Genomic DNA, 19,584 nt, shown 5'->3' with positions numbered 1-19,584 from the left:
GCATGAAATAAGGTTATACCTCTAAGGAGGAGACCTTTTGCTTAAGGAGGAGTTTGAATGGCTTATAAATCCATTATTCTAGGCACAGGACCTGCCGGACTGACGGCAGCAGTATATTTAGCAAGAGCGGATATGGAACCGCTCGTCATCGAAGGTCCGGAACCTGGAGGTCAATTGACGCTTACAACGGAAGTAGAGAATTTCCCCGGATTCCCTGATGGCATTATGGGACCTGAGCTCATGGATAACATGAAAAAGCAGGCCGAACGCTTTGGCGCGACTTTCAAGCGCGGATGGGTGACAGATGTAGAGGTGGGAGAACGTCCATTCAAGCTTCAAGTCGATGGCTTAGGTGAAGTGGAGACGGAAACGTTGATCATCTCTACCGGTGCCTCTGCCAAAATGCTCGGCATTCCAGGTGAAAAGGAAAACCTCGGCAAAGGCGTCAGTACATGTGCGACCTGTGATGGGTTCTTTTTCCGAGGAAAGAAAGTCGTCATTATTGGTGGAGGGGACTCCGCGATGGAAGAAGCGACCTTCCTTACAAAATTTGCGAGCGAAGTGCAAGTGATCCACCGTCGTCATGATCTTCGCGCATCGAAAATCATGCAGACACGTGCGCAAGAAAATGATAAAGTGACGTGGGCGTTGAACAAAACACCGGTCGAGATGGTGTCTGATGGCATGAAGATCAGTGGCATCAAGGTCCGTGACAACGAGTCCGGAGAAGAAGAAGTCATTGAAACCGATGGGATATTCGTTGCGATCGGTCACAATCCGAACACGGAATTTGTGAAAGGGAAGCTGAATATGGATGAAAAAGGCTATATTATCGTTGATCCCGGAACGACCAACACGAATATTCCAGGCATCTTCGCCTGTGGCGATGTCCAGGATCAAAAATACCGCCAAGCCATAACCGCTGCAGGAACAGGCTGCATGGCAGCAATGGATACGGAGCGTTTCCTTGAAGGAGAAGCGACAATTGACTGGAGCGAAAACTTATCCTGATTATTAGAGTGAGCATCGATCTGTTTTTACAGATCGATGCTCTTTTTGTACCAGAAATAGGTTAAGTCACTTTGATTGGATCACCTAAATAATGGTGTACCAGGTCATACATATATTGGAAGATTGCTTTTAAAAATTTTTGAAAATTAATTCAATATATATTGAATTATAAATTCTACAAGTATAGAATAGTTGCGAGAGGTGATGAAATGGAAGTATTTTCTATGAGTTCAAGAAAAAGAGAGACGTATCAGGTGGAAGTGAAGCATTCCCTTCTGTGGGAAGCGGCACTGGGCATCGCTGCTATTACGAATGAACGCCTGCTGGACACGTTGGACTATACGGAGAAACAATGGCAGGCGATTAAGCAATCGTTGTCCGTGGAAATGTTGGATCATTTAGAAACGGTGCAGGAACACAATACGTGGAAAACCATCTTGCTTTTGCTTCATGAGAGGGACATGGATTCAGTGGAGGAGTTCAATGATTTCGTAACTGAACTAGAGGAAGAAGAGTTTCGTTATATCGCTATTCCTTATCTAGGAAGAGACCATCAAGATGATCGAAGGCTAGCTTCTCGAGGAGATCAGAAGGCGGTGGTACGGCTTCAAAATGTATCCAAGGACAATGCTTTCTTTCCTCAATACATTGCGTACATTAGTCAGGTGGGTATGAGTAACTTGAAAAAACATATCCAAGAGGTGATGACAGGCTGGTATGAATCGGTTGTCGAGCCGGATAAGGTGAAGCTAGGAGGCATTCTAGAACGTGATGCTCTTTCTAAAAATAAGCGACTGGAGAAATTGGAAGCGGAGGACTTTGTGGAATGGGCGACCCATGGAATTCGCTACGTGCCGGAACCTAGTGTTTATAAAGTCATCATGGTCCCCCAATTTATTTATCGTCCGTGGAACGTGGAGGCCGATATTGAAGGGGCGAAAATCTTCTATTACCCTGTGGCCAATGAAAGCATCCATCCGAATGACCCTTATGTTCCGGATCAAATGCTCGTGCAGAAGTTCAAGGCACTTGGAGATGAGAATCGTTTGCGTATGCTTAAGATTTTGATGGGTGGAGGGCGTACCTTGAAAGAGATGACCGAGGAGGTCGGGATGGGTAAAACCACTGTCTATCACCATCTGAAGTTGTTGAAATCTGCCCGGCTCATCGTCGCTTATGGCCCCCGTTATCATGTAAGCCCACGGGCATGGGAAATGCTGCCGAAGGAATTGGAGTTATTTTTGGGAGATGAAAAATGAACGATGCAGAGGTATGGCAGTCCAAGGAGAAGCCGTCATTCAAATCCAACCGTCAGGCTTTCCGTTTCATTGGAGGTAATCTAGTATCCTTTTTCGGAGATCAAATCTATTTGATTGCGCTCCCTTTGATGGTACTGGCACTTACTGGTTCGCCGCTCAGTATGGGAATTGTTGCTGCAATTGAGCGGATCCCGGTCTTGTTACAGCCCCTCGCAGGTGTGCTTGCTGACCGGTTGGACCGGAAGCGGATTTTACTATTTTGTGATTTTTTCCGTTTTCTCTTACTCGGAAGCATAGGGGTGTTGTTTCTTTATGAAATGATCACTATCTATGTTCTCTACGCAGCGGCCTTCGTCATTGGTGTGCTTGGTCAGCTTTATCAAACCTCTCAGTTTGCATCGATTCCGAAACTCGTAAGAAAGCAGGATCTCGATCTTGTGAATGCGTGGAACACGGGGATGCTTCACACGGCTGTCTTCCTTGCCCCAGGGCTGGGCGGTTGGATAGTGACCATTTACAATCCTGGAGTGGGGATGATCTTGAATAGTCTTTCATTCTTCATCGGATTTCTGGTCGTTGGGAGCTTGCGGTTGGAAGAAGAGAGCGTGAAAGGGGAAAAGCGTTCGTTCAGCCAGGAGATGAGCGAAGGATTCCGCTTTGTGATCCATCAGAAACCTTTACTCTATACAAATATCGCTATGTTCTTTTCTGTATTTGGCACCACTCTTTTTTTGACGATGTTGATTGTACATTTGAAAGCTGACATTGGTTTTTCAGGGGTCTCGATCGGTTGGCTTCTTTCCATTGGCGGTCTAGGAGCCATTGGAGGAGCGGTGCTTTCTCCTGTTCTGAGGAGCAGGGTTGCTTATCGCACACTATTGTTTGGGTGTGGCGCTCTCGGAGGCCTTTCCATCCTCCTGTTCAGTTTCTATCACTCTTTTATTGCTCTAGCCCTTTTGAACGCTGTCGGGACCATTTGTGCTTCCATCAGCAGTCCATGTATTGTAACGTTAAGACAAAAGCTAACGCCGGAACACTTACTAGGAAGGGTGCAGGCGACAAGCCGGTTCATGACGTGGGCGTTGATGCCAGTAGCTGCTTTGGCGGCTGGAATCATCAGTGAATACATAAGCACATCCCTGACCATCGCTATTGGAGGAAGTGTCTCCACCATCGCTTCTTTCCTTTACTTGCATCCTTCCTTGAAAAAGATAGATGGGGAGGGATGAAAATGGACTACGTACAAACAATGAGGAGAATGATTGGTACACAGCCGCTTGTCGTTGCGGGGTCCACGATACTCGTCGGAAACGATCGTGGGGAGCTGCTTTTTCAATACCGGAAGGATACAAAAGAATGGGGGCTGCCTGGCGGGGCGATGGAGCCCGGAGAAACTCTCGAGCAGACGGCCATCAGGGAGTTGGGAGAAGAAACGGGACTTGTAGCTGAAGATGTGCAGCAGGTCGCCACGTTTTCAGGAGAAGACTTTTTCTACCAATACCCGAATGGGGATGAGGTCTTTAATGTGATTGCTTGTTTCGTAGCTTCTGAGATTCGTGGAGAACTCAGAGCAGATGATGAAGAAACGTTGGAGCTGAGATATTTCAGTCGAGAATCCCTCCCTGAGAATATCGACAAGCGAGCACGAATCATTCTGGAAAGGGTGAGTGGATGAAGGCTTTTGAGGCGGCAAGTCATGTGATTTCAGAGTGTTTTCGGGGTTGTGATGCCGCTCTTCTTGCCGGAAGCGTCGTAAGGGGAGAGGCAACATGTACGTCGGATTTGGACGTCGTGATTTTTGATTCGGATGTAGATGCCTCTTTTCGTGAGTCTTTTTATGCGGATACTTGGCCGGTAGAGGTCTTTGTACATAATTGGTCCACATATCGTGGTTTTTTCAATAGTGATTGTGAGCGTGGGCAACCATCAATGCCCAGGATGGTGGCAGAAGGGCAGATCCTTAAATGGGATGCTCGTCTGGAAGCTGTCAAAAATGAAGCGGCTGATCTACTGAAGAAGGGGCCACCCTCCTGGTCTGAAGAAACTCTCTTGCATAGGCGGTATTTCCTTACGGATGCACTGGACGATTTCATTGGTACCACAGACCGTGGGGAAGCTCTTTTCATTGCAGCAAAGCTAGCAGAACAAACGAGTGAGTTTTATTTGCGAGCGAATGGCCAGTGGAGCGGGTCCTCGAAATGGATGGCACGGTCGCTCCGAAACTATGATGCTGCTTTTGCAGAACGGTTGATCCAACGCTTTGAGCGTTTTTACAAAAACGGCGAGAAGGAAGGCGTCGTTGAACTGTTAGATGAGGTGCTAATCCCTTACGGAGGACGGTTGTTCGAAGGGTTTTCAATTGGAAAAACGAAAAGGAGGTAGACTAGTGAAGAGAATTATGGTGCTTGGTGTTTCTGCAGGCGTAGGCAAATCAACATTTGCAAAAAAACTAGGAGAGAAGCTTGATATCGACGTGTACCATCTCGATCGTTTTTATTGGGAGCCGGGCTGGCAGGAAGCAACATTGGAGGACTTCTCGGCTAGGCAGAGAGAAGTGGTAGAAAAAGACCAGTGGATTATAGAAGGAAATTATAGACCTACGTATGAAATACGCGCAGAGCGGGCGGACACAATCATTTACTTGGAACTGCCTCTAATGATCTGTCTATTTCGGGTCTTGAAGCGCTGGTGGACCCATCGGGGAAGCACTCGCCCGGATCTTGGGGAAGGGTGCAGTGAAAGAATGGAAGCGGACTTTCTGAAATTTATTGTAACGACCTATCGGAAACGGAGAAAGAACATGCAGGAGAGGCTCTTGTCGTTTCAGGAAATCGGCCGTGAGAAGCGTGTCATTCAATTAAGATCGAAAAAAGATATACAGAAGTTCCTTGATCACCTTTCATAGATGTGGGGTTCTCAAATAGGTTAGGGGAACGGATTCATTACATGAAAAAAGCGCTCCAATTTAACGATTGGAGCGCTCTTGTTCTATTAGGAAGCCTTTTTCTCCTGCTCTCTCTCCTCAGGCATGAGAAGAGGCATAGGCTGACATTTTTTCTTCGTTAATTCGGAAACAACGAAAATCATAACGAACGCTGCAATACAAGCAAGTGTACGGAATGGGAAGAGGACGATTCCGTCAGCATTGATCATTGGATACGGCAGGAATGCCGGTAGTCCCATTGCAGGTTCACCGCCGCCTAAACGAAGGAATAAAGCGACAGAGAAGCCGGCAATCGATCCGTAAAGGTTCGCATTTTTATAAAAGAGAGCCATCGTGAGCTGTGGGAAAAGAATGGTGTACACAAGATCAGATGCTAAATACCACAGCGTATATACACTTTTGACATTTAATGCGATGATCATAGCTCCGACACCGACGATGATGATCGTACGCTTGATTACTTTTTTCAACTGTTCAGAGCTTGCGTTCGGTTTAAGCAGTGGACGATACACGTTCCAGGATGCCATGGAAGAGGCAGAAAGTATGGAAGAGTCCATAGAGGACATGACCGCCGCTGCTAGAGCTCCGAGTCCGATTGCGGATACGAGTTCAGGTGTCAAATACCTTAGAATGTGTGGAAGAATGACGGCTGGGTTCTCGGGAGTTGGAAGTCCCATGCTTGCCCAGTCCATATTCACACCGACAATTCCAATCAGAACGGCAGGGATGGCTGCAATGATGCAGATGATTCCTGCGGTGATGGATAACCACATCGCTGTTTTTTCATTTTTGGCTGAAAGGACACGCTGGAAATATACTTGCCACGCAATACCACCAAAAATGAGGAGGAGGGCGTAGTCAATCCAATTCCAGAACCAATTGCCCCATGCAGGATCCTGCCATCCGTTCAACGGTGGAAATAAATTGGCGTACGATCCGAATTCTGCTGAATAGTTACTCCATGCATTATCAATACCACCGACGTGACCTAAAGTGAATGGGACGACTAAAATGAGGCCGATTAATAGAATAGCCATTTGGAATACGTCGGTATAGGCGACAGCCCACATCCCTCCGGCTACGGTATAAGCAATAGCGATGATTCCTGAAAGAATGATGGATGTAGTAAAGTCAATGTTCAGAATGGTACCAAATGTCGTGCCGAGAGCGGTTAGAATCGCAGCACTCCAGAACATTTCTCCAAGTAAAGCAGGAATGTATAGAACACCGGCCATTTTTTTACCGAAACGTTGTTCCAGTGGGTCAATAATGGTGAGGAATTCATAGCGGCGCATTTTACGAGCATAGAAAATACCACCGATAATCAGACTTAATGCGTATCCCCATGGAGCTTGTGCCCATACGAGGCCATCGCTGTATGTGAATTCTGCTGTACCATTGACATATCCACCACCAACCCATGTAGCGGCCATTGTGAACATGGCGATCCCAAGGGGTAAGCTCCGGTTTGCGACCATCATGTCTGCTAGAGTTCCGGATTTATTTGTAGCGAAGACTGCACCGATGTAATAGACGAGGGCATAGAAAACAATCATGGCGATAAATCCGCCCCATTGAATGTTTTCATTAGTGAGGGCCATATAGAGGACGAAAACACCTAAAAGTGTCCCGAGCATGATTGCGGCTTTGTTTTTAGCGAAAAAAGATGGTTGTTGATTCGATTGCAATGACATCACTCCTTTTATTATCTGAATATTCTGTAAATTATAAAGTCCATACGTCTCCCTGGAATAACAGACAGTTAAAATGTTATTCAGAGAGGCGGTATCTTATTTTTCTTGGTCGGCAGGAAGAAAATCGAAAATTTCTCCGCTCTCAATAGAATCGACGAGCTTCTGCAGCCAATGGTAATAAGGTTTGGATGCTTCGAGTTGCTGATAGACTTGTTCTGCTTCTTGTTTTACAACTTCGTCCGCTTCGGAATCCTCGATGACATTATTCAATTCCTTCTGGGCATCTTTGATCGCGTCCAAGTTGGTTTTAGCTTCTCTTAACCACTTCTTTGTAAAAAAGTTGGAGAAGAAATTAAAGAAGTCTTTCTCAGCGACAAACGTCTGCCGGCGCGTTCCTTTTCGGAATGTCTGCTTCACAATATTGTAATTCTGGAGCTTCTTCACTCCTGTACTCATGCTCGGCTTGCTCATTCCGAGTTTTTCACGCATTTCATCCAACGTCATATCATCCTCGAAGTACATCGTCCCATATAAGGTCCCTGCACTCCGGGTCACTCCATACAAATCCATCGTTTCCGCAATGGAATCGATCACAAGTCCTTTCGCGTGCTCAATGGTCTGTCGGGAGCTTTCTTCATGATGATTTGTCATTAAAAACCTCCTCACAGGCGTAAAAGCAATTAACTTTATTAAATTTTTTCTTTACAGACTTTATCTTAACGAATAAAAATCGCTTGTCAAAATCCATTTTAGAAAAAAATCGCCTTAAGCCCTATCATCTCATAGGTTATAGCCGATTTAAAAAAAATTTCACTTTGACAAGCTTACCAAGGCTTGTTAACGTAAAAAGTATTCAAAAAGTTAAATTTTTTATTAACAAAATTAACGATATCGCAAAAGGAAGGAATCAACGGTGAATGGGACGGGTCACTTGTTGATTGTGAAAATCATCTGGAGGTGGATCAATCGACTCTGCAGACGTGTAAGCTAAGAAGTACAGCAGGGCAACTGGTAATCATTTGATGACATGAAAAGAGAGAGACGAAGGAATACTTTTTGGTGAAACCTAATAAGATTCAAAACTTCCCTATCTCTCCCAGAAGAAGATTTCGAGCTTGTCTTAAAGATTGAAATAACCAATGTAAAGAGGAGGCCGTTATGCTTGCTCACTCTCTTATATATGCTCTGGCTGGTTCTCACTGGTCAAGCGACCGCAAAAAGACAAAGATTGTAGCAGGAAATATTCGCTGCGGAAAACATTGCCCAACGAATTCTCTAGAATGGTCATGAGGTGTAATTTTACAAATAGAAAAACAACGAAGATTGCAGGCCGTGAAACCGAAGATAGAGGACATTAGACCAAACAAGACATGAATATGACATAAAAGCTGCGAGGACCTCAGCTTGATATAATCTCCAAACACATCCCCTTTAATTGAAAGAACTTCTTTCTCTATACCGACGCGCTGCTTAACCTGGGCGCACTTCGTAAACGATGACTGCAGATGAAACGGCAGCATCTGCAGTAAAACGAAGCGCACAAGGACTCTTTCAACATAATTATGCATTCTTCCAAGCCTTCAGGAGACGAAACCTGTAGGCTTTTTTCATTTCGTCCACCCTTGAAAGTGGGGCTTTCTTCGACAGCACCGCAGGTCACAAATAAGTAATTTCTTGATTCTGAAAAAGGACAGGGGCTCATGAAAGCTTTTTCCAAAATATTAAAATGTCTCCTTCCTTACATAGAGGGGAATGATACAGAAAAGGTGCCAAAAAATGATGCCTGCCGGTTACGTATGGTAGCTGTTTATTAAGGAGACGATGTTATAGAATTGTCATAGAATCATCGGTTTTATTTTTAGCAATCATCGGCTTCATGCATTATAATGATATCAATGTGAAATCATTCACAAAATGGCTTATAAGGGGTTTTATATAAATGAAGCACCTCAGCAGACTAGCTTTCTCAGATCGAAAAGTTTTCATGCTGTTGGTCCTCACATCCGTGTTGATTGGTGCCACAATCGTAGGTCAATCTTATTTTTTCGTTGCGATTGTCGATCGGATTTTTCTTGGTGAGGAACGTTTTCAGGATATCCTGCCACTTCTTGCAGGATTGCTATTTGTGCTCGCTGGACGGACGCTGTTTACATGGCTGAACGGGCGGACAGGCATAAAGCTTGCTTCCAAAGCGAAGCGTTATTTCCGTCAATCGATTATTGAGAAGTACGCGCGTAACCCCGTTCAAGCCTCCTTACAAGGACAATCGGGAAGGAAAGTCAGTGTGCTGATGGATTCCGTAGACGAGATTGACGGGTATTTCAGCAGTTATATTCCACAAATGATCCAGACGATGATCATCCCATTGATGATTCTTATCGTAGTGTTCACCCAGCATATCTATTCAGGGCTGATCATGATGATCACAGCTCCGTTTATTCCGTTATTTATGGCGATCATCGGCGTGATGACAAAAAAGAAATCAGAAGAGCAGATGGAGAAGTTGAACACGTTCTCCGGAAAGTTTCTTGATACGCTTCAAGGTTTGACGACACTAAAGCTTTTCGGACGTTCCAAGCAGCAAAAGGAAGAGATTGAGTCGAGCAGTCTTGGTTTCCGTGATGCAACAATGGAAGTGTTGAAAGTCGCCTTTGTCTCTTCCTTGATGCTTGAGTTCATTTCCATGCTCAGCATCGGATTAATCGCATTGGAGATTGCCATCCGGCTCGTCGTTTATGAGAGTGTTTCCTTTTTCACCGCCTTTTTTATTCTGATTCTTGCTCCTGAGTTTTATTTGACGCTGAAAGACTTCGGTAGTGCTTTTCATACAGGGAGAGGCGCTTCAGGAGCTGCCAACAAGCTTACGGAAGAACTTGAAAAAGAAGAGCAACCAATCCAGTGGGGAAAAGGAAAGATTCAAAGTGACCAGCCTCCTGAAATTAAGCTCGAACAAGTGAGCTTTTCTTATGAAAAAGGGTTTGCCATGGAGGGTTTAACGGCAACGATCAAACCGTATAACCAGGCTGCCATCGTTGGTAAAAGTGGTGCGGGGAAATCGACACTGCTGCACCTTTTAGCCGGACTTGCTAAACCATCTTCTGGAGCTGTCAAAATCAATGATCGCTCCCTCTTTGACTATGAGGAAAAGGAATGGTTTTCTCAGGTGAGCTACATTTCCCAGCATCCGTATTTATTTTCAGGAACGATCTTTGAAAACATCGCGATTGGCGGGCGGGGAAATCATTCTAGGGAAGAAATTCAACAGGCTGCTGAGAAAGCAGGCATCGCCGATTTGATCACTTCATTGGAAAAAGGGTACGACACCCTGATCGGCGAAGCGGGACGCGGGCTTTCTGGAGGCGAGAAACAACGCCTCGCTCTTGCCCGTACTTTTTTGAAAAAGCCTTCCGTCATTTTGTTTGATGAGCCGACAACAGGACTGGATTTGAAAACGGAACGGGTGTTGCAAGCCTCTCTTGAGGAACTTGCGAAAACAGCGACGCTCATCACTGTTGCTCACCGTTTGCATACGATCAAAAAGGCTGATCAAATTCTACTGCTCGATCGTGGTCATCTATTAGGAAAAGGTACGCACGAAGAATTACTTGAAACGGTGAAGGAATACAGGGACATGGTGACCGTCCAGCAAGGAGGGGACTCCGCATGAAAGAATTGAAGGAAGTCATCCATTTAGTTGTATTGGAAAAAAGGGACATTGTGCTTTCCATCGTTTTCGGTTTTCTTGCTGGTATGTCAGCGGTCGGACTGTTTGGTGCCAGTGGTTATTTGATTTCCAGGGCGGCACTCATCCCTCCGTTGTACGCCTTGACGGTACTCATCGCCTTTTTAAAGCTTTTCGGATTTGCGAGAGCACTGGGGCGATATGCTGAAAGGTACTTCTCCCACAGGGCTACCTTTACCATCTTAAGCAACTTGCGGCTTGCTTTTTATAAAAAATTAGAACCTCATGCACCGAGGATTTTTCAGAAATACCGGAGCGGAGATTTGCTTTCACGGATTGTCGGGGACGTGGAGAGTCTGCAAAACTTCTTTTTACGTGTGTATTATCCACCGGTCGTCCTTGTCATCATCTTCTTAGGGACGATTGTTTTCACATCCATCTTCTCTATTTCCATAGCCATCGTTCTTCTTTTAGGGCTCGTCGTTACAGGGCTGTTGATTCCAGCTTGGTACACGGTGAAACAGCGGAAACTAGCCAGCCGCGTAAGACAGGCACGCGGGGAGTTATCGACCGAAGCCACTGAATGGCTGTACGGCTTCCGTGACCTGAAAATCTATCAGCAGCTGGAAGGGAAGAAAGAAAAGCTGCAGCAGTCGTCCGAAGATTATATTCGAGAGGATGAACGGGACAGTTCTCAGATGCTTTCCAGTCACTCCTGGAACACGTTTGCGACACTCCTTGTCTCGTGGATCGTCACAGGGCTTGGGGCTGTTCTTGTGGCGGAAGGAGATTTGAACGGGTTGTTTCTGGCCATGCTCGTGATGATTTCTTTGACCGTCTTTGAAAACGCAGCACCAATGGCTGTTCTGCCAAGCCACCTGGATGATAGCAAACGAGCATCGGAGCGGCTTTTTTCCATTGTGGAGGAAGAAGATCATGGCCCAGGGTCCTGTAACCTGGATGGGGACCTTGCCCCAGGCATAGAAGTAGATCATGTCAGTTACCGTTTTCCGGAAGAAGAAAGAGAGGCGCTCACAGAAATCGACGTGTCCATTCCAGCAGGCAGTAAAACCGCCATTGTCGGAGCCAGTGGATCAGGGAAATCAACCCTCCTGCAGCTGTTCATGAAATTCCAACTTCCGTCTGCGGGTGAGCTGATGGTCAATGGTATGGATATTAGTGATCTCTCAGAAGAGAGCATTTGGGAGAACAGCAACGTCGTACTTCAGGAGAACCATTATTTTTATGGGACCATACGTGAAAACCTTCAGCTTGCCGGTGATAACCTCTCAGATGAAGAAATGAAGCTCGTGCTGAAAGAGGTTGGATTGGAGTTTGACTTGGACCAACCGGTTTTCGAAAAAGGGGAGAACCTTTCGGGTGGGGAGCGTCAACGCTTGTCCATAGCTAGAGCTTTTCTGAAAGGAAAGCGTCTCTGGTTGCTCGATGAACCGACATCTTCTGTCGATGCTCTGACCGAACGAATGATCTTTAAACACTTGTATGAACGCGCATCTCAGGATACCGTCGTCCTCATCAGCCACCGCTTGAGCGGCCTGGAAAAGATGGACCAAATCATCGTCATGGAAGAAGGGGAAGTCGCAGAAGCAGGTTCTTATGACGAACTTATGCAAAAGAAAGGACACTTCTACGAAATGAAACAAATCGAAAAAAACATCTTCCGCACATAAAAAATGCCGTACCGGATATTCCATAATATGGATGACCTGGTACGGTATTTTATTCCATGTAATTGAGATAAGTGAACATCCGGTCTATACGAGATTATTGCTTACTTAGTAGTAGTAAGGGTATCCGTATGAATATGGGTAGTAATAGGGGTAAGGACTAGCGAAGTAAGGGAATAACGCTAAAGTAGCTAGCCCGGCTATTGGAAGGACTTCACGACGGAAGCGGCGTGCCCGGCGGCGTCCATATCCGTATTGGCGTTCCTCCATGGCATTTCCATCCTCATCCACCATAACGTCTTCACTTACTAAGATTGTCATCTTATCGTGATTCACGTCTGTGATGACTCCATCAAAGCTGCGTCCATCTTTGGTTTGGACCATGACATGGTAGTACTTCATTTTATTGCACTGCTCATAGGAAGGCTTCGTATGACCTTGTTGGTGCATCTTTCGTTCTTCTGTCATTTTAACCATCTCCTCAAAATCCATGATATTCACCCAGCCCAAAAGTGTGACAATCCATTTAACCTCAGTTATTAAAGGATAGGGCAGGATTCTTGAAGACTCGGTTTCGAGATGTGTATGAGAATTTAGGGCTGCGGGAAAAGGTTCGCTTTCCATGGGGCGGGCGCTGAGCCTCCTCGGACTACGTCCTGTGGGGTCTCACCAAGCACTTTTTTCCTCTTCGATATCCGGTTCCGGCGCCTAGCGAGACTTCCCTCGCTTCTGTACGATAAGTCAACATCGAATCACTCCGTTCTTCGTGTTTCCTTTATCTCCGCCAGCTCCGTCCAGTCCATACGCCGCTGATCGAGGCGCCTGCACACTTAAGGTAGGAGTCTCACCGTTTCCCTCCGCCTAAATAGTCTTCGAAACTGAATCTTAAAGAAAAGGAAGCATTTATGAATCTACAAAAAGAAACATGCCCATTAAAGAAAGCGTTATCATTATTTGTTAAATTCTAGTACACTAGAGATAATTCATAAGGTGAGGTGAAGGAATTGAAGAAGAGAGCGCCGATGGATTTAGGAAACGATGTGTTTTTGATTGATGGTTATGACATGGGGTTTGAAGGGCGGACAGGTACATACGTTTTGTTAGGGGATGACATTACGGTTGTGGAAACAGGACCGAGCCCTTCTGTGCCGAGAGTGCTTGCTGGTTTGGAAGAGTTGGAGATTCCAAAAGAAAAAGTAGCGTACGTAATTTTGACGCATATTCATTTGGATCATGCGGGTGGAGCGGGGTTGCTGTTACAGGAATGCTCGAACGCCCGGGTCATCGTCCATGAAAAAGGGAAGCGGCATCTCGCGGATCCTTCGCGTTTGATTCAAGGAGCGAAGGCGGTTTATGGGGAAGCGTTTGATGAATTGTTTGATCCGATTCTTCCTATACCGGAAGAGAGGCTGGAAACAAAGACCGACGGAGACACGCTTACGCTTTCGCAGAACCGTAAACTCACGTTTTATGATACTCCAGGACATGCGAAACACCATCTTGGCATTCATGATTCACAGAGTAACGGAATTTTCACAGGGGATACGGCAGGAATTCGTTATCACCAGACTGAAGACCATGGACTGACATTTTACCTGCCCACAACTTCACCGAATCAGTTCGATCCGGATGCGATGCTCGATTGCATCAGTCGTTTTCGTAATATGAATCCCTCTTGTCTCTATTTCGGTCATTTCGGGAAGACGGATAATCCTGATCAAACGTTTGACCAAGTCAGTGGCTGGGTTCCTGTGTTTGTGAGTGAAGCAAAGGATGCTTTAGAGCAAGGTCAAGGATTGGACGGCGTTCAAGAGCGGCTTCATGAACGTGTCTCGTCCTATTTAGAGGAAAAAGGAATCCCGCAGAATCATGAGGTCTATGATATTCTGAAACTGGATATAGAAGTTTGTTCCATGGGTCTTGCCGACTACTTGAAAAAGAAAAGCAGAACGTAATTGTTCTGCTTTTTCTCATGATTGCACATATAATTGAAACATAACGCTGTATTCGAACGTAAGTAATAAGGACAAGAAGGGGGATACATAATGATTGGAATAGTAATGACAACGGTATTATCGTTTCTATTATTTTTGACGTTGTCGATCATCGTCTATGTGAAAAATCGAATGAGAAGAAAGAAAATCTTGAAAACGACAATAGGGGTCCTGGTTTTCGGCCTCATCGTGATGTTCTTCGTGGTTTATGCGTTTATGCCGACGATTACAGTGCCGAATATGTTGATTTTTAATGTGATTGTCGCAGTTCTTTTTGTTCCGTTAGTATACGGAGGAGCTAAAGTACCGGTGCAATATCAAACGATGCACCGCTCACTGTCAGGAATCGTTATTTTAGCCGTAGCGGTCGCGGTCATTGGTGTTTTCATTTACAGCATTTTAGCTTTGCAGGACAGCTATGACAGCATTTCAAAATCAGAGGAGGAGGAAGCTCGTCCTTTGAATGAAGAAAACACACCGATCTCTGTTGCGCCTGAATCTGCACGGAACAAAGTGCAAAAAGCCATGAGTGTTGTGCCGAATACGCAATTCTACGATTTAGGAAAACTACAAGCCCAGCAAATTGATGGCGAAATCACTTATGTAGCGCCCGTCGAGTTTTCAAGCTTCTGGCGTTATCTGCGAGGGAAAGAGACAGAAGGATACTTTACGATTACAGCTACGAATATCAATGCACAGCCGGAGTTCGTCCAGAGCAAAATGAAGTACACAAACTCAAGCTTCTTCAATCATAATGTGCAGCGTGTCGTTTATGGGAAGCATCCGGATTATATCCAAAGCGGAGACGCTCAGATTGAAGTCGATGACGATGGTAAACCGTGGTATGTTCAAACCATCTATAAGCCGCTGCTGTTTTCCAACCGTCCGGATATGAATGATATAAAAGTGGCGATTGTCGATCCAGTTTCAGGCGATATGGAAACCTTTGAATCTTCCAATGCTCCTGATTTCGTTGAAGGATCAGTAAGTTCTGAACTTGCAGCAATTGAGAATGAATACTTTGGTAAATATGTAAATGGATGGTTGAATTCGATCTTTGGGAAAAAGGATGTAAAGATCCCGAATGAGTCAGGAACAGAAAGTAGTGTCACACCGATCTTCAATGAAGCAGGTGAAATGTTCTACTTTACAGATATGGCTTCACCGAAAGAAAACATTGATTCTGCCCTTGGTTATACGTTGATCAATGCCCGGACAGGGTCCCTCACTTACTACAACGGCCAGCAAAACCAGGGGATCATGGACAGCAAAGGAGCCGTACAGATTGTAAACAAGCAGTATCCTGAGAAAAACTGGACAGGAACAATGCCGGTTCTCTATAACGTGGATGGCCATCCGACATGGATCGTAAATGTCCTTGATCCAAACGGTCTGTTCAAGCAATATGCGTATATTAAAGCTGCAGATTCAGACTTTGCAGTTTTTGGAGATACAGCCAAGCAGACATTAAACGCATACCGTCTGCAAATCGCCCAGGACCCGAGCAGCGTCGAGGGAAGTCAAGGTGTCGATCTGACAGAGAAGTCAGGAACAATTAACCGCGTCCTTGTCACCTCTACCGATTCCAGGCAGTCTGTCCAATTTTTATTGGAAGGGGAAACGACCATCTATACGGTCAATACAAGCAAGGCGCCGCTTGCCATTTTCCTGAAAGAAGGAGACCAAGTAAACATTCAGGCACGTATCCGTGATAACGGAACAGGGACTGTAGAAGAAATGCAGATTCAAGGCATCAATTGAAGAGAAGCAGCAGGGCACCCGCTCCTGCTGCTTTTTTGTTATGATAAAATAAATATAGAATTTTAATAGTTGGAGGGATTTTTAATGGCAGAAAAAACATTTGCAACAGCAATCAATTGTATGGATGGACGTGTGCAGCTTCCCGTCATCCACTGGATGCAGGAACGTTATGGGACGGAATATATCGACATGATTACAGAAGCAGGCCCGACCAAGTTCTTGCTGGAAGGCTCTGAAGATCAGCTGGCTGCTGTCAAAACGAAAATTGGCATTTCCGTAGACAAGCACGGGTCAGGCGTAGTGGCCATTGTCGGCCATTACAATTGCGCAGGTAACCCTGTAGATCGCGAGGTGAAAGCTGGTCAAATCAAAGAATCTGTAGACCTTGTGAAGTCCTGGGGATTCAATGTGGATGCCATTGGCTTATATGTCAACGACCAGTGGGAAGTAGAAGTGATTACAGAATAAGAGGATTTTTCTTCCTGATGGCGAATAGTTTTTAAGTAGAACATTCGCGAAGGAGTGGCGGTATGGAGCAAGCGAGCTGGTTTGATTTCGTTGAAAAAGAGCGGGATCCGGTTTATGAAGAACTGCAGACTTTAACGGAGGAGAACCCGAAAATACGCATCGCCTCCTATACCATTACGTTGAATCCTTTTGCTTTAATCGAAATTGAAAGTGACGGCATTCATGACTGCGTCAGCAACATCGAAGCCTGCTATAAGTATTTGTGTAACTTAAATCACTATGCTTAAATCCAAACCCCGGAGTCCACACTCCGGGGTTTGCCTTTGCTTCCCTTCTTCCACTAAAGCTCCCTTTTCTGGAAGACTCAGTTTCGAGACGTTTGTGAGGTGGGTCGGGGCTGCGGGGAATAGCTCGCTTTCCGCGGGAGCGCGGTGAGCCTCCTCGGACTGCGTCCTGTGGGGTCTCACCCTGCACTTTTTTCCTCTACGATATCCGGTTCCGGCGCCTAGCGGCTAGTGAGACTTCCCTCGCTTCTGTACGATAAGTCAACATCGAATCACTTCGTTCTCCGTGTTTCCTTTATCTCCGCCAGCTCAGTCGAGTCCATACGCCGCTGATCGAGGCGCCTGCACACTTATATTAGGAGTCTCGCCATTCCCCTCCGCCCACTTGCCGGAAGAAATTCTCGAAACTACCTTCCAGCAATAGGAGCTTCTATGGTTGAGAAGCCTATATCAACGTGGTTTAAGCAAGATTTAAAAGAGTTTTAGGCAGGGTACTATAAGAGGGATTTCGAGAACCTCATATGGCAAAGGGGCGGAGGGAAACGGTGAGACTCCTGTGGGAAGTGCGTGGTAGATGAGACCCCGCAGAGCGTTAGCTCGAGGAGGCTCATCACTCGCCCACGGAAAGCGAACCTTTTCCCGGAGCCCCTAAATCCACACAAACATCTCGAAATCAATTCTTACACAATCCTGCCATATTGTTGAATAGGGATTTGAGTGGAGGTTTCTTTTTTTATACAATGGTCAAGGAAATGAAAATACGAATGAAAAGGTGTTTACCTATGAAAAAATATATCGTTGTCGGCGGGGGAGTGCTGGGCGCATCCACCGCTTATCACTTAGCAAAAGAAGGCGTAGATGTGAAAATCATTGACCGCAAGGATGAAGGACAGGCGACAGAAGCAGCAGCAGGAATTGTCTGCCCGTGGCTCGCTCAACGCCGTAACAAGCGCTGGTACCGGCTCGTCAAAGGCGGCGCTCGTTATTATCCTGAACTGATCCGTCAGCTTGAAGCGGAAGGAGAAACGCGGACGGGCTATCGCCGCGTAGGGGCAATCAGTCTCCAAAGAGATGAAGCTAAATTAGAAAAAACTATGGAGCGCGCGTTGAAGCGAAGAGAAGACGGGGCTCCTGAAATCGGTGAAATCACAAGAATCTCCTCGGAAGAAGCAAAGAAAATGTTTCCACCGCTCGCGGATGGGTACGATGCGATTCACGTCAGTGGTGCGGCCCGCGTTAATGGGCGTGAGTTAAGAGATGCGCTTCTTCGAGTAGCTGAGAAACTTGGGGTTCAAAGGATTCAAGGAGATGCTAGCCTGATTCAAGAAGGTCGGAAGGTTACCGCTGTCGAGGTGGATGGCGTCCGCTATGAAGCGGATGAAGTGCTTGTGACAGCTGGTGCATGGGCGAAACCGATTTTGAAGCCGTTGGGCATTGATTTTCTGGTCCACCCTCAAAAAGCACAGATTGTCCATTTGGACCTTCCTGATACAGAAACGCAAGATTGGCCTGTTATTATGCCACCGAATAATCAGTACATGCTTTCCTTCGGGGGCGGGCGTGTGGTCATTGGGGCCACACATGAAACCGATGCAGGTTTTGATGGACGCTCGACCGTAGGTGGTCTTCATTATGTGTTTGATAAGGCCTTAGAAGTGGCTCCCGGACTTTCCGACAGCACGTTTGCTGAGACACGTGTCGGTTTCCGACCATTTACGCCTGGGTCGCTGCCGGTGTTCGGTGGCATCCCTGAATGGTCAAATTTATATGTCGCCAATGGTCTCGGGGCTTCAGGTCTTACCTCCGGCCCTTACGTTGGTGCAGAGCTTGCCCGACTGGTACTTGGAAAAGAAACCGAGCTTGATCCAGCGGATTATGATGTATCAGAGGCACTTGGAGCAGAGTAAATGTCTCCACTTGAAAAACATGGCAGCCTGATTAGGCTGCCATGTTTTTTCATTGTTTTTCAGGGTAGTCGCAGTACTCGATAATGGTTCCTTCTGTATCAGTTGGGTTTAAGTAGATGAGACGGCGGCCGTGTTTATTGGTCCGTAATGACCATTCCAGGGTCCGTATGCCTTCCTTCTCTAATTCTTCCAGCGCCTGATCCAAATCGCCGACATCATAGGCGATGTGATGAACCCCTTTTCCTTTTTGTTTAATGAAACGAGCGATGGGGGAGGTTGTATTATTCGTTGGCATCAATAATTCTGTACGATCACCTTTAATATCGATAATGGCAATTTCACTTTCTACTCCTTGCGCTTCACTTCGGTAACGGTCAATCAAAGTGCCGCCAAGGATTTTGGTATAAAAAGTGATGCTGTCTTCGATATTTCGGACAGCAATTCCGATATGATCCAGTCTTTTTTCCACGTTCATTCTCCTCTACTGCAAATTCCAGAACCATTTTAACATACGAATGCCCAAGCAGCTGTTAGGCGGTCCTAAGTAAAAGCCCTTTTTCGCAGAATCTATCAAAACGTACAAGCTGATTTTTCTCTATCACATAAAGTAGAGCAGGAGGTGATTTTATATGCCTGCCTGGATCAGCAATAGTTTCAAGATCCTGTCATCCGCTGCTCTGCACGTGGTTGTCAGTCTACTTTTATTCGGAACATCGATTTATACTATTGTTACTGGATTGACGTGGATCAAAGGGTTGATCGTCATCGGCTTGTTGCTTTTCTGGCTTGCTTCATATGTGTGTGTAGCCCAAAAGCTGTACGCGTATTTGTTCGGCCGTTGGAAAGACGACGATGAATAAGAAAAAGGGGTCCTGTACTTCAGGACCCCTTT

18 protein-coding genes are annotated in these 19,584 nt (G+C 45.9%); 14 read left to right on the top strand and 4 right to left on the bottom strand.

The features are described from left to right. Nucleotides 1-57 precede the first annotated feature (57 nt). The 6 genes from trxB (at nt 58) to ACQ4XT_RS04340 (ending at nt 5,175) form a co-directional block, all read left to right on the top strand. Nucleotides 58-1,011: a thioredoxin-disulfide reductase gene (gene trxB, locus ACQ4XT_RS04365; RefSeq protein ID WP_446852667.1), complete on the top strand. Its 954-nt coding sequence runs from the start codon at nt 58-60 to the stop codon at nt 1,009-1,011. A gap of 209 nt (nt 1,012-1,220) precedes the next feature. Further along, nucleotides 1,221-2,270, top strand: a complete 1,050-nt coding sequence (locus ACQ4XT_RS04360) for an ArsR/SmtB family transcription factor (RefSeq protein WP_446852666.1) — start codon at nt 1,221-1,223, stop codon at nt 2,268-2,270. Then, nucleotides 2,267-3,499 (top strand): MFS transporter, encoded by a 1,233-nt coding sequence (locus ACQ4XT_RS04355; RefSeq protein WP_446852665.1) that lies wholly within the window; start codon nt 2,267-2,269, stop codon nt 3,497-3,499. The genes ACQ4XT_RS04360 and ACQ4XT_RS04355 overlap by 4 nt, the downstream gene beginning before the upstream one ends. Nucleotides 3,500-3,501: 2 nt before the next feature. Beyond that, the gene (locus ACQ4XT_RS04350) at nt 3,502-3,945 is read left to right on the top strand and encodes an NUDIX hydrolase (protein WP_446852664.1); all 444 of its coding nucleotides are present in this window, start codon (nt 3,502-3,504) and stop codon (nt 3,943-3,945) included. Further along, on the top strand, nt 3,942-4,652 hold the full coding sequence (locus tag ACQ4XT_RS04345) for a nucleotidyltransferase domain-containing protein (RefSeq protein WP_446852663.1): 711 nt from the start codon (nt 3,942-3,944) through the stop codon (nt 4,650-4,652). The genes ACQ4XT_RS04350 and ACQ4XT_RS04345 overlap by 4 nt, the downstream gene beginning before the upstream one ends. A 4-nt stretch (nt 4,653-4,656) precedes the next feature. Then, on the top strand, nt 4,657-5,175 hold the full coding sequence (locus ACQ4XT_RS04340; protein WP_446852662.1) for a P-loop NTPase family protein: 519 nt from the start codon (nt 4,657-4,659) through the stop codon (nt 5,173-5,175). A gap of 86 nt (nt 5,176-5,261) precedes the next feature. Here the strand turns inward: ACQ4XT_RS04340 and ACQ4XT_RS04335 are convergent, their stop codons facing one another. Together ACQ4XT_RS04335 and cudC are read right to left on the bottom strand one after the other, a co-directional pair. Beyond that, nucleotides 5,262-6,851, bottom strand: a complete 1,590-nt coding sequence (locus ACQ4XT_RS04335; RefSeq protein ID WP_446855587.1) for a high affinity choline transporter 1 — start codon at nt 6,849-6,851, stop codon at nt 5,262-5,264. A gap of 153 nt (nt 6,852-7,004) precedes the next feature. Continuing rightward, nucleotides 7,005-7,559, bottom strand: coding sequence for a choline uptake/conversion transcriptional regulator CudC (gene cudC / locus ACQ4XT_RS04330; RefSeq protein WP_446852661.1), 555 nt, complete (start codon nt 7,557-7,559; stop codon nt 7,005-7,007). Between the two features lie 1,288 nt (nt 7,560-8,847). Between cudC and cydD the strand changes: the two genes are divergently transcribed. Next, complete coding sequence (cydD, locus tag ACQ4XT_RS04325; RefSeq protein ID WP_446852660.1) at nt 8,848-10,575, top strand: thiol reductant ABC exporter subunit CydD; 1,728 nt, start codon at nt 8,848-8,850, stop codon at nt 10,573-10,575. Continuing rightward, the gene (cydC, locus tag ACQ4XT_RS04320) at nt 10,572-12,281 is read left to right on the top strand and encodes a thiol reductant ABC exporter subunit CydC (protein ID WP_446852659.1); all 1,710 of its coding nucleotides are present in this window, start codon (nt 10,572-10,574) and stop codon (nt 12,279-12,281) included. The genes cydD and cydC overlap by 4 nt, the downstream gene beginning before the upstream one ends. 105 nt (nt 12,282-12,386) lie before the next feature. On the opposite strand, the gene ACQ4XT_RS04315 is transcribed toward cydC, so the two are convergent. Further along, a complete protein-coding gene (locus tag ACQ4XT_RS04315) occupies nt 12,387-12,746 on the bottom strand; it encodes a hypothetical protein (protein ID WP_446852658.1) in 360 nt (119 codons plus the stop codon). Between the two features lie 554 nt (nt 12,747-13,300). On the opposite strand from ACQ4XT_RS04315, the gene ACQ4XT_RS04310 reads away from it, so the two are divergent. From ACQ4XT_RS04310 to ACQ4XT_RS04290, 5 genes are all read left to right on the top strand, one after another. Beyond that, nucleotides 13,301-14,233: an MBL fold metallo-hydrolase gene (locus ACQ4XT_RS04310; RefSeq protein ID WP_446852657.1), complete on the top strand. Its 933-nt coding sequence runs from the start codon at nt 13,301-13,303 to the stop codon at nt 14,231-14,233. A gap of 90 nt (nt 14,234-14,323) precedes the next feature. Further along, entirely contained in the window at nt 14,324-16,033 is a 1,710-nt protein-coding gene (locus ACQ4XT_RS04305; RefSeq protein ID WP_446852656.1) for a DNA-binding protein, read from the top strand. Nucleotides 16,034-16,117: 84 nt separating this feature from the next. Next, nucleotides 16,118-16,501 (top strand): carbonic anhydrase, encoded by a 384-nt coding sequence (locus tag ACQ4XT_RS04300; protein ID WP_446852655.1) that lies wholly within the window; start codon nt 16,118-16,120, stop codon nt 16,499-16,501. A 62-nt stretch (nt 16,502-16,563) separates the two neighbouring features. Continuing rightward, nucleotides 16,564-16,788: a hypothetical protein gene (locus ACQ4XT_RS04295; protein WP_446852654.1), complete on the top strand. Its 225-nt coding sequence runs from the start codon at nt 16,564-16,566 to the stop codon at nt 16,786-16,788. A 779-nt stretch (nt 16,789-17,567) separates the two neighbouring features. Then, complete coding sequence (locus ACQ4XT_RS04290; protein WP_446852653.1) at nt 17,568-18,692, top strand: NAD(P)/FAD-dependent oxidoreductase; 1,125 nt, start codon at nt 17,568-17,570, stop codon at nt 18,690-18,692. Between the two features lie 49 nt (nt 18,693-18,741). Here ACQ4XT_RS04290 and ACQ4XT_RS04285 read toward each other — a convergent pair whose 3' ends face one another. Continuing rightward, entirely contained in the window at nt 18,742-19,161 is a 420-nt protein-coding gene (locus tag ACQ4XT_RS04285) for a VOC family protein (protein WP_446852652.1), read from the bottom strand. A 160-nt stretch (nt 19,162-19,321) separates the two neighbouring features. On the opposite strand from ACQ4XT_RS04285, the gene ACQ4XT_RS04280 reads away from it, so the two are divergent. Continuing rightward, nucleotides 19,322-19,552 (top strand): hypothetical protein, encoded by a 231-nt coding sequence (locus ACQ4XT_RS04280; protein ID WP_446852651.1) that lies wholly within the window; start codon nt 19,322-19,324, stop codon nt 19,550-19,552. Nucleotides 19,553-19,584 lie beyond the last annotated feature (32 nt).

This window comes from Halobacillus sp. 12SKB, from assembly GCF_052941655.1.
Note: the sequence above shows the minus strand (reverse complement) of the source record. Positions and strands in the feature narration are given on the sequence as shown.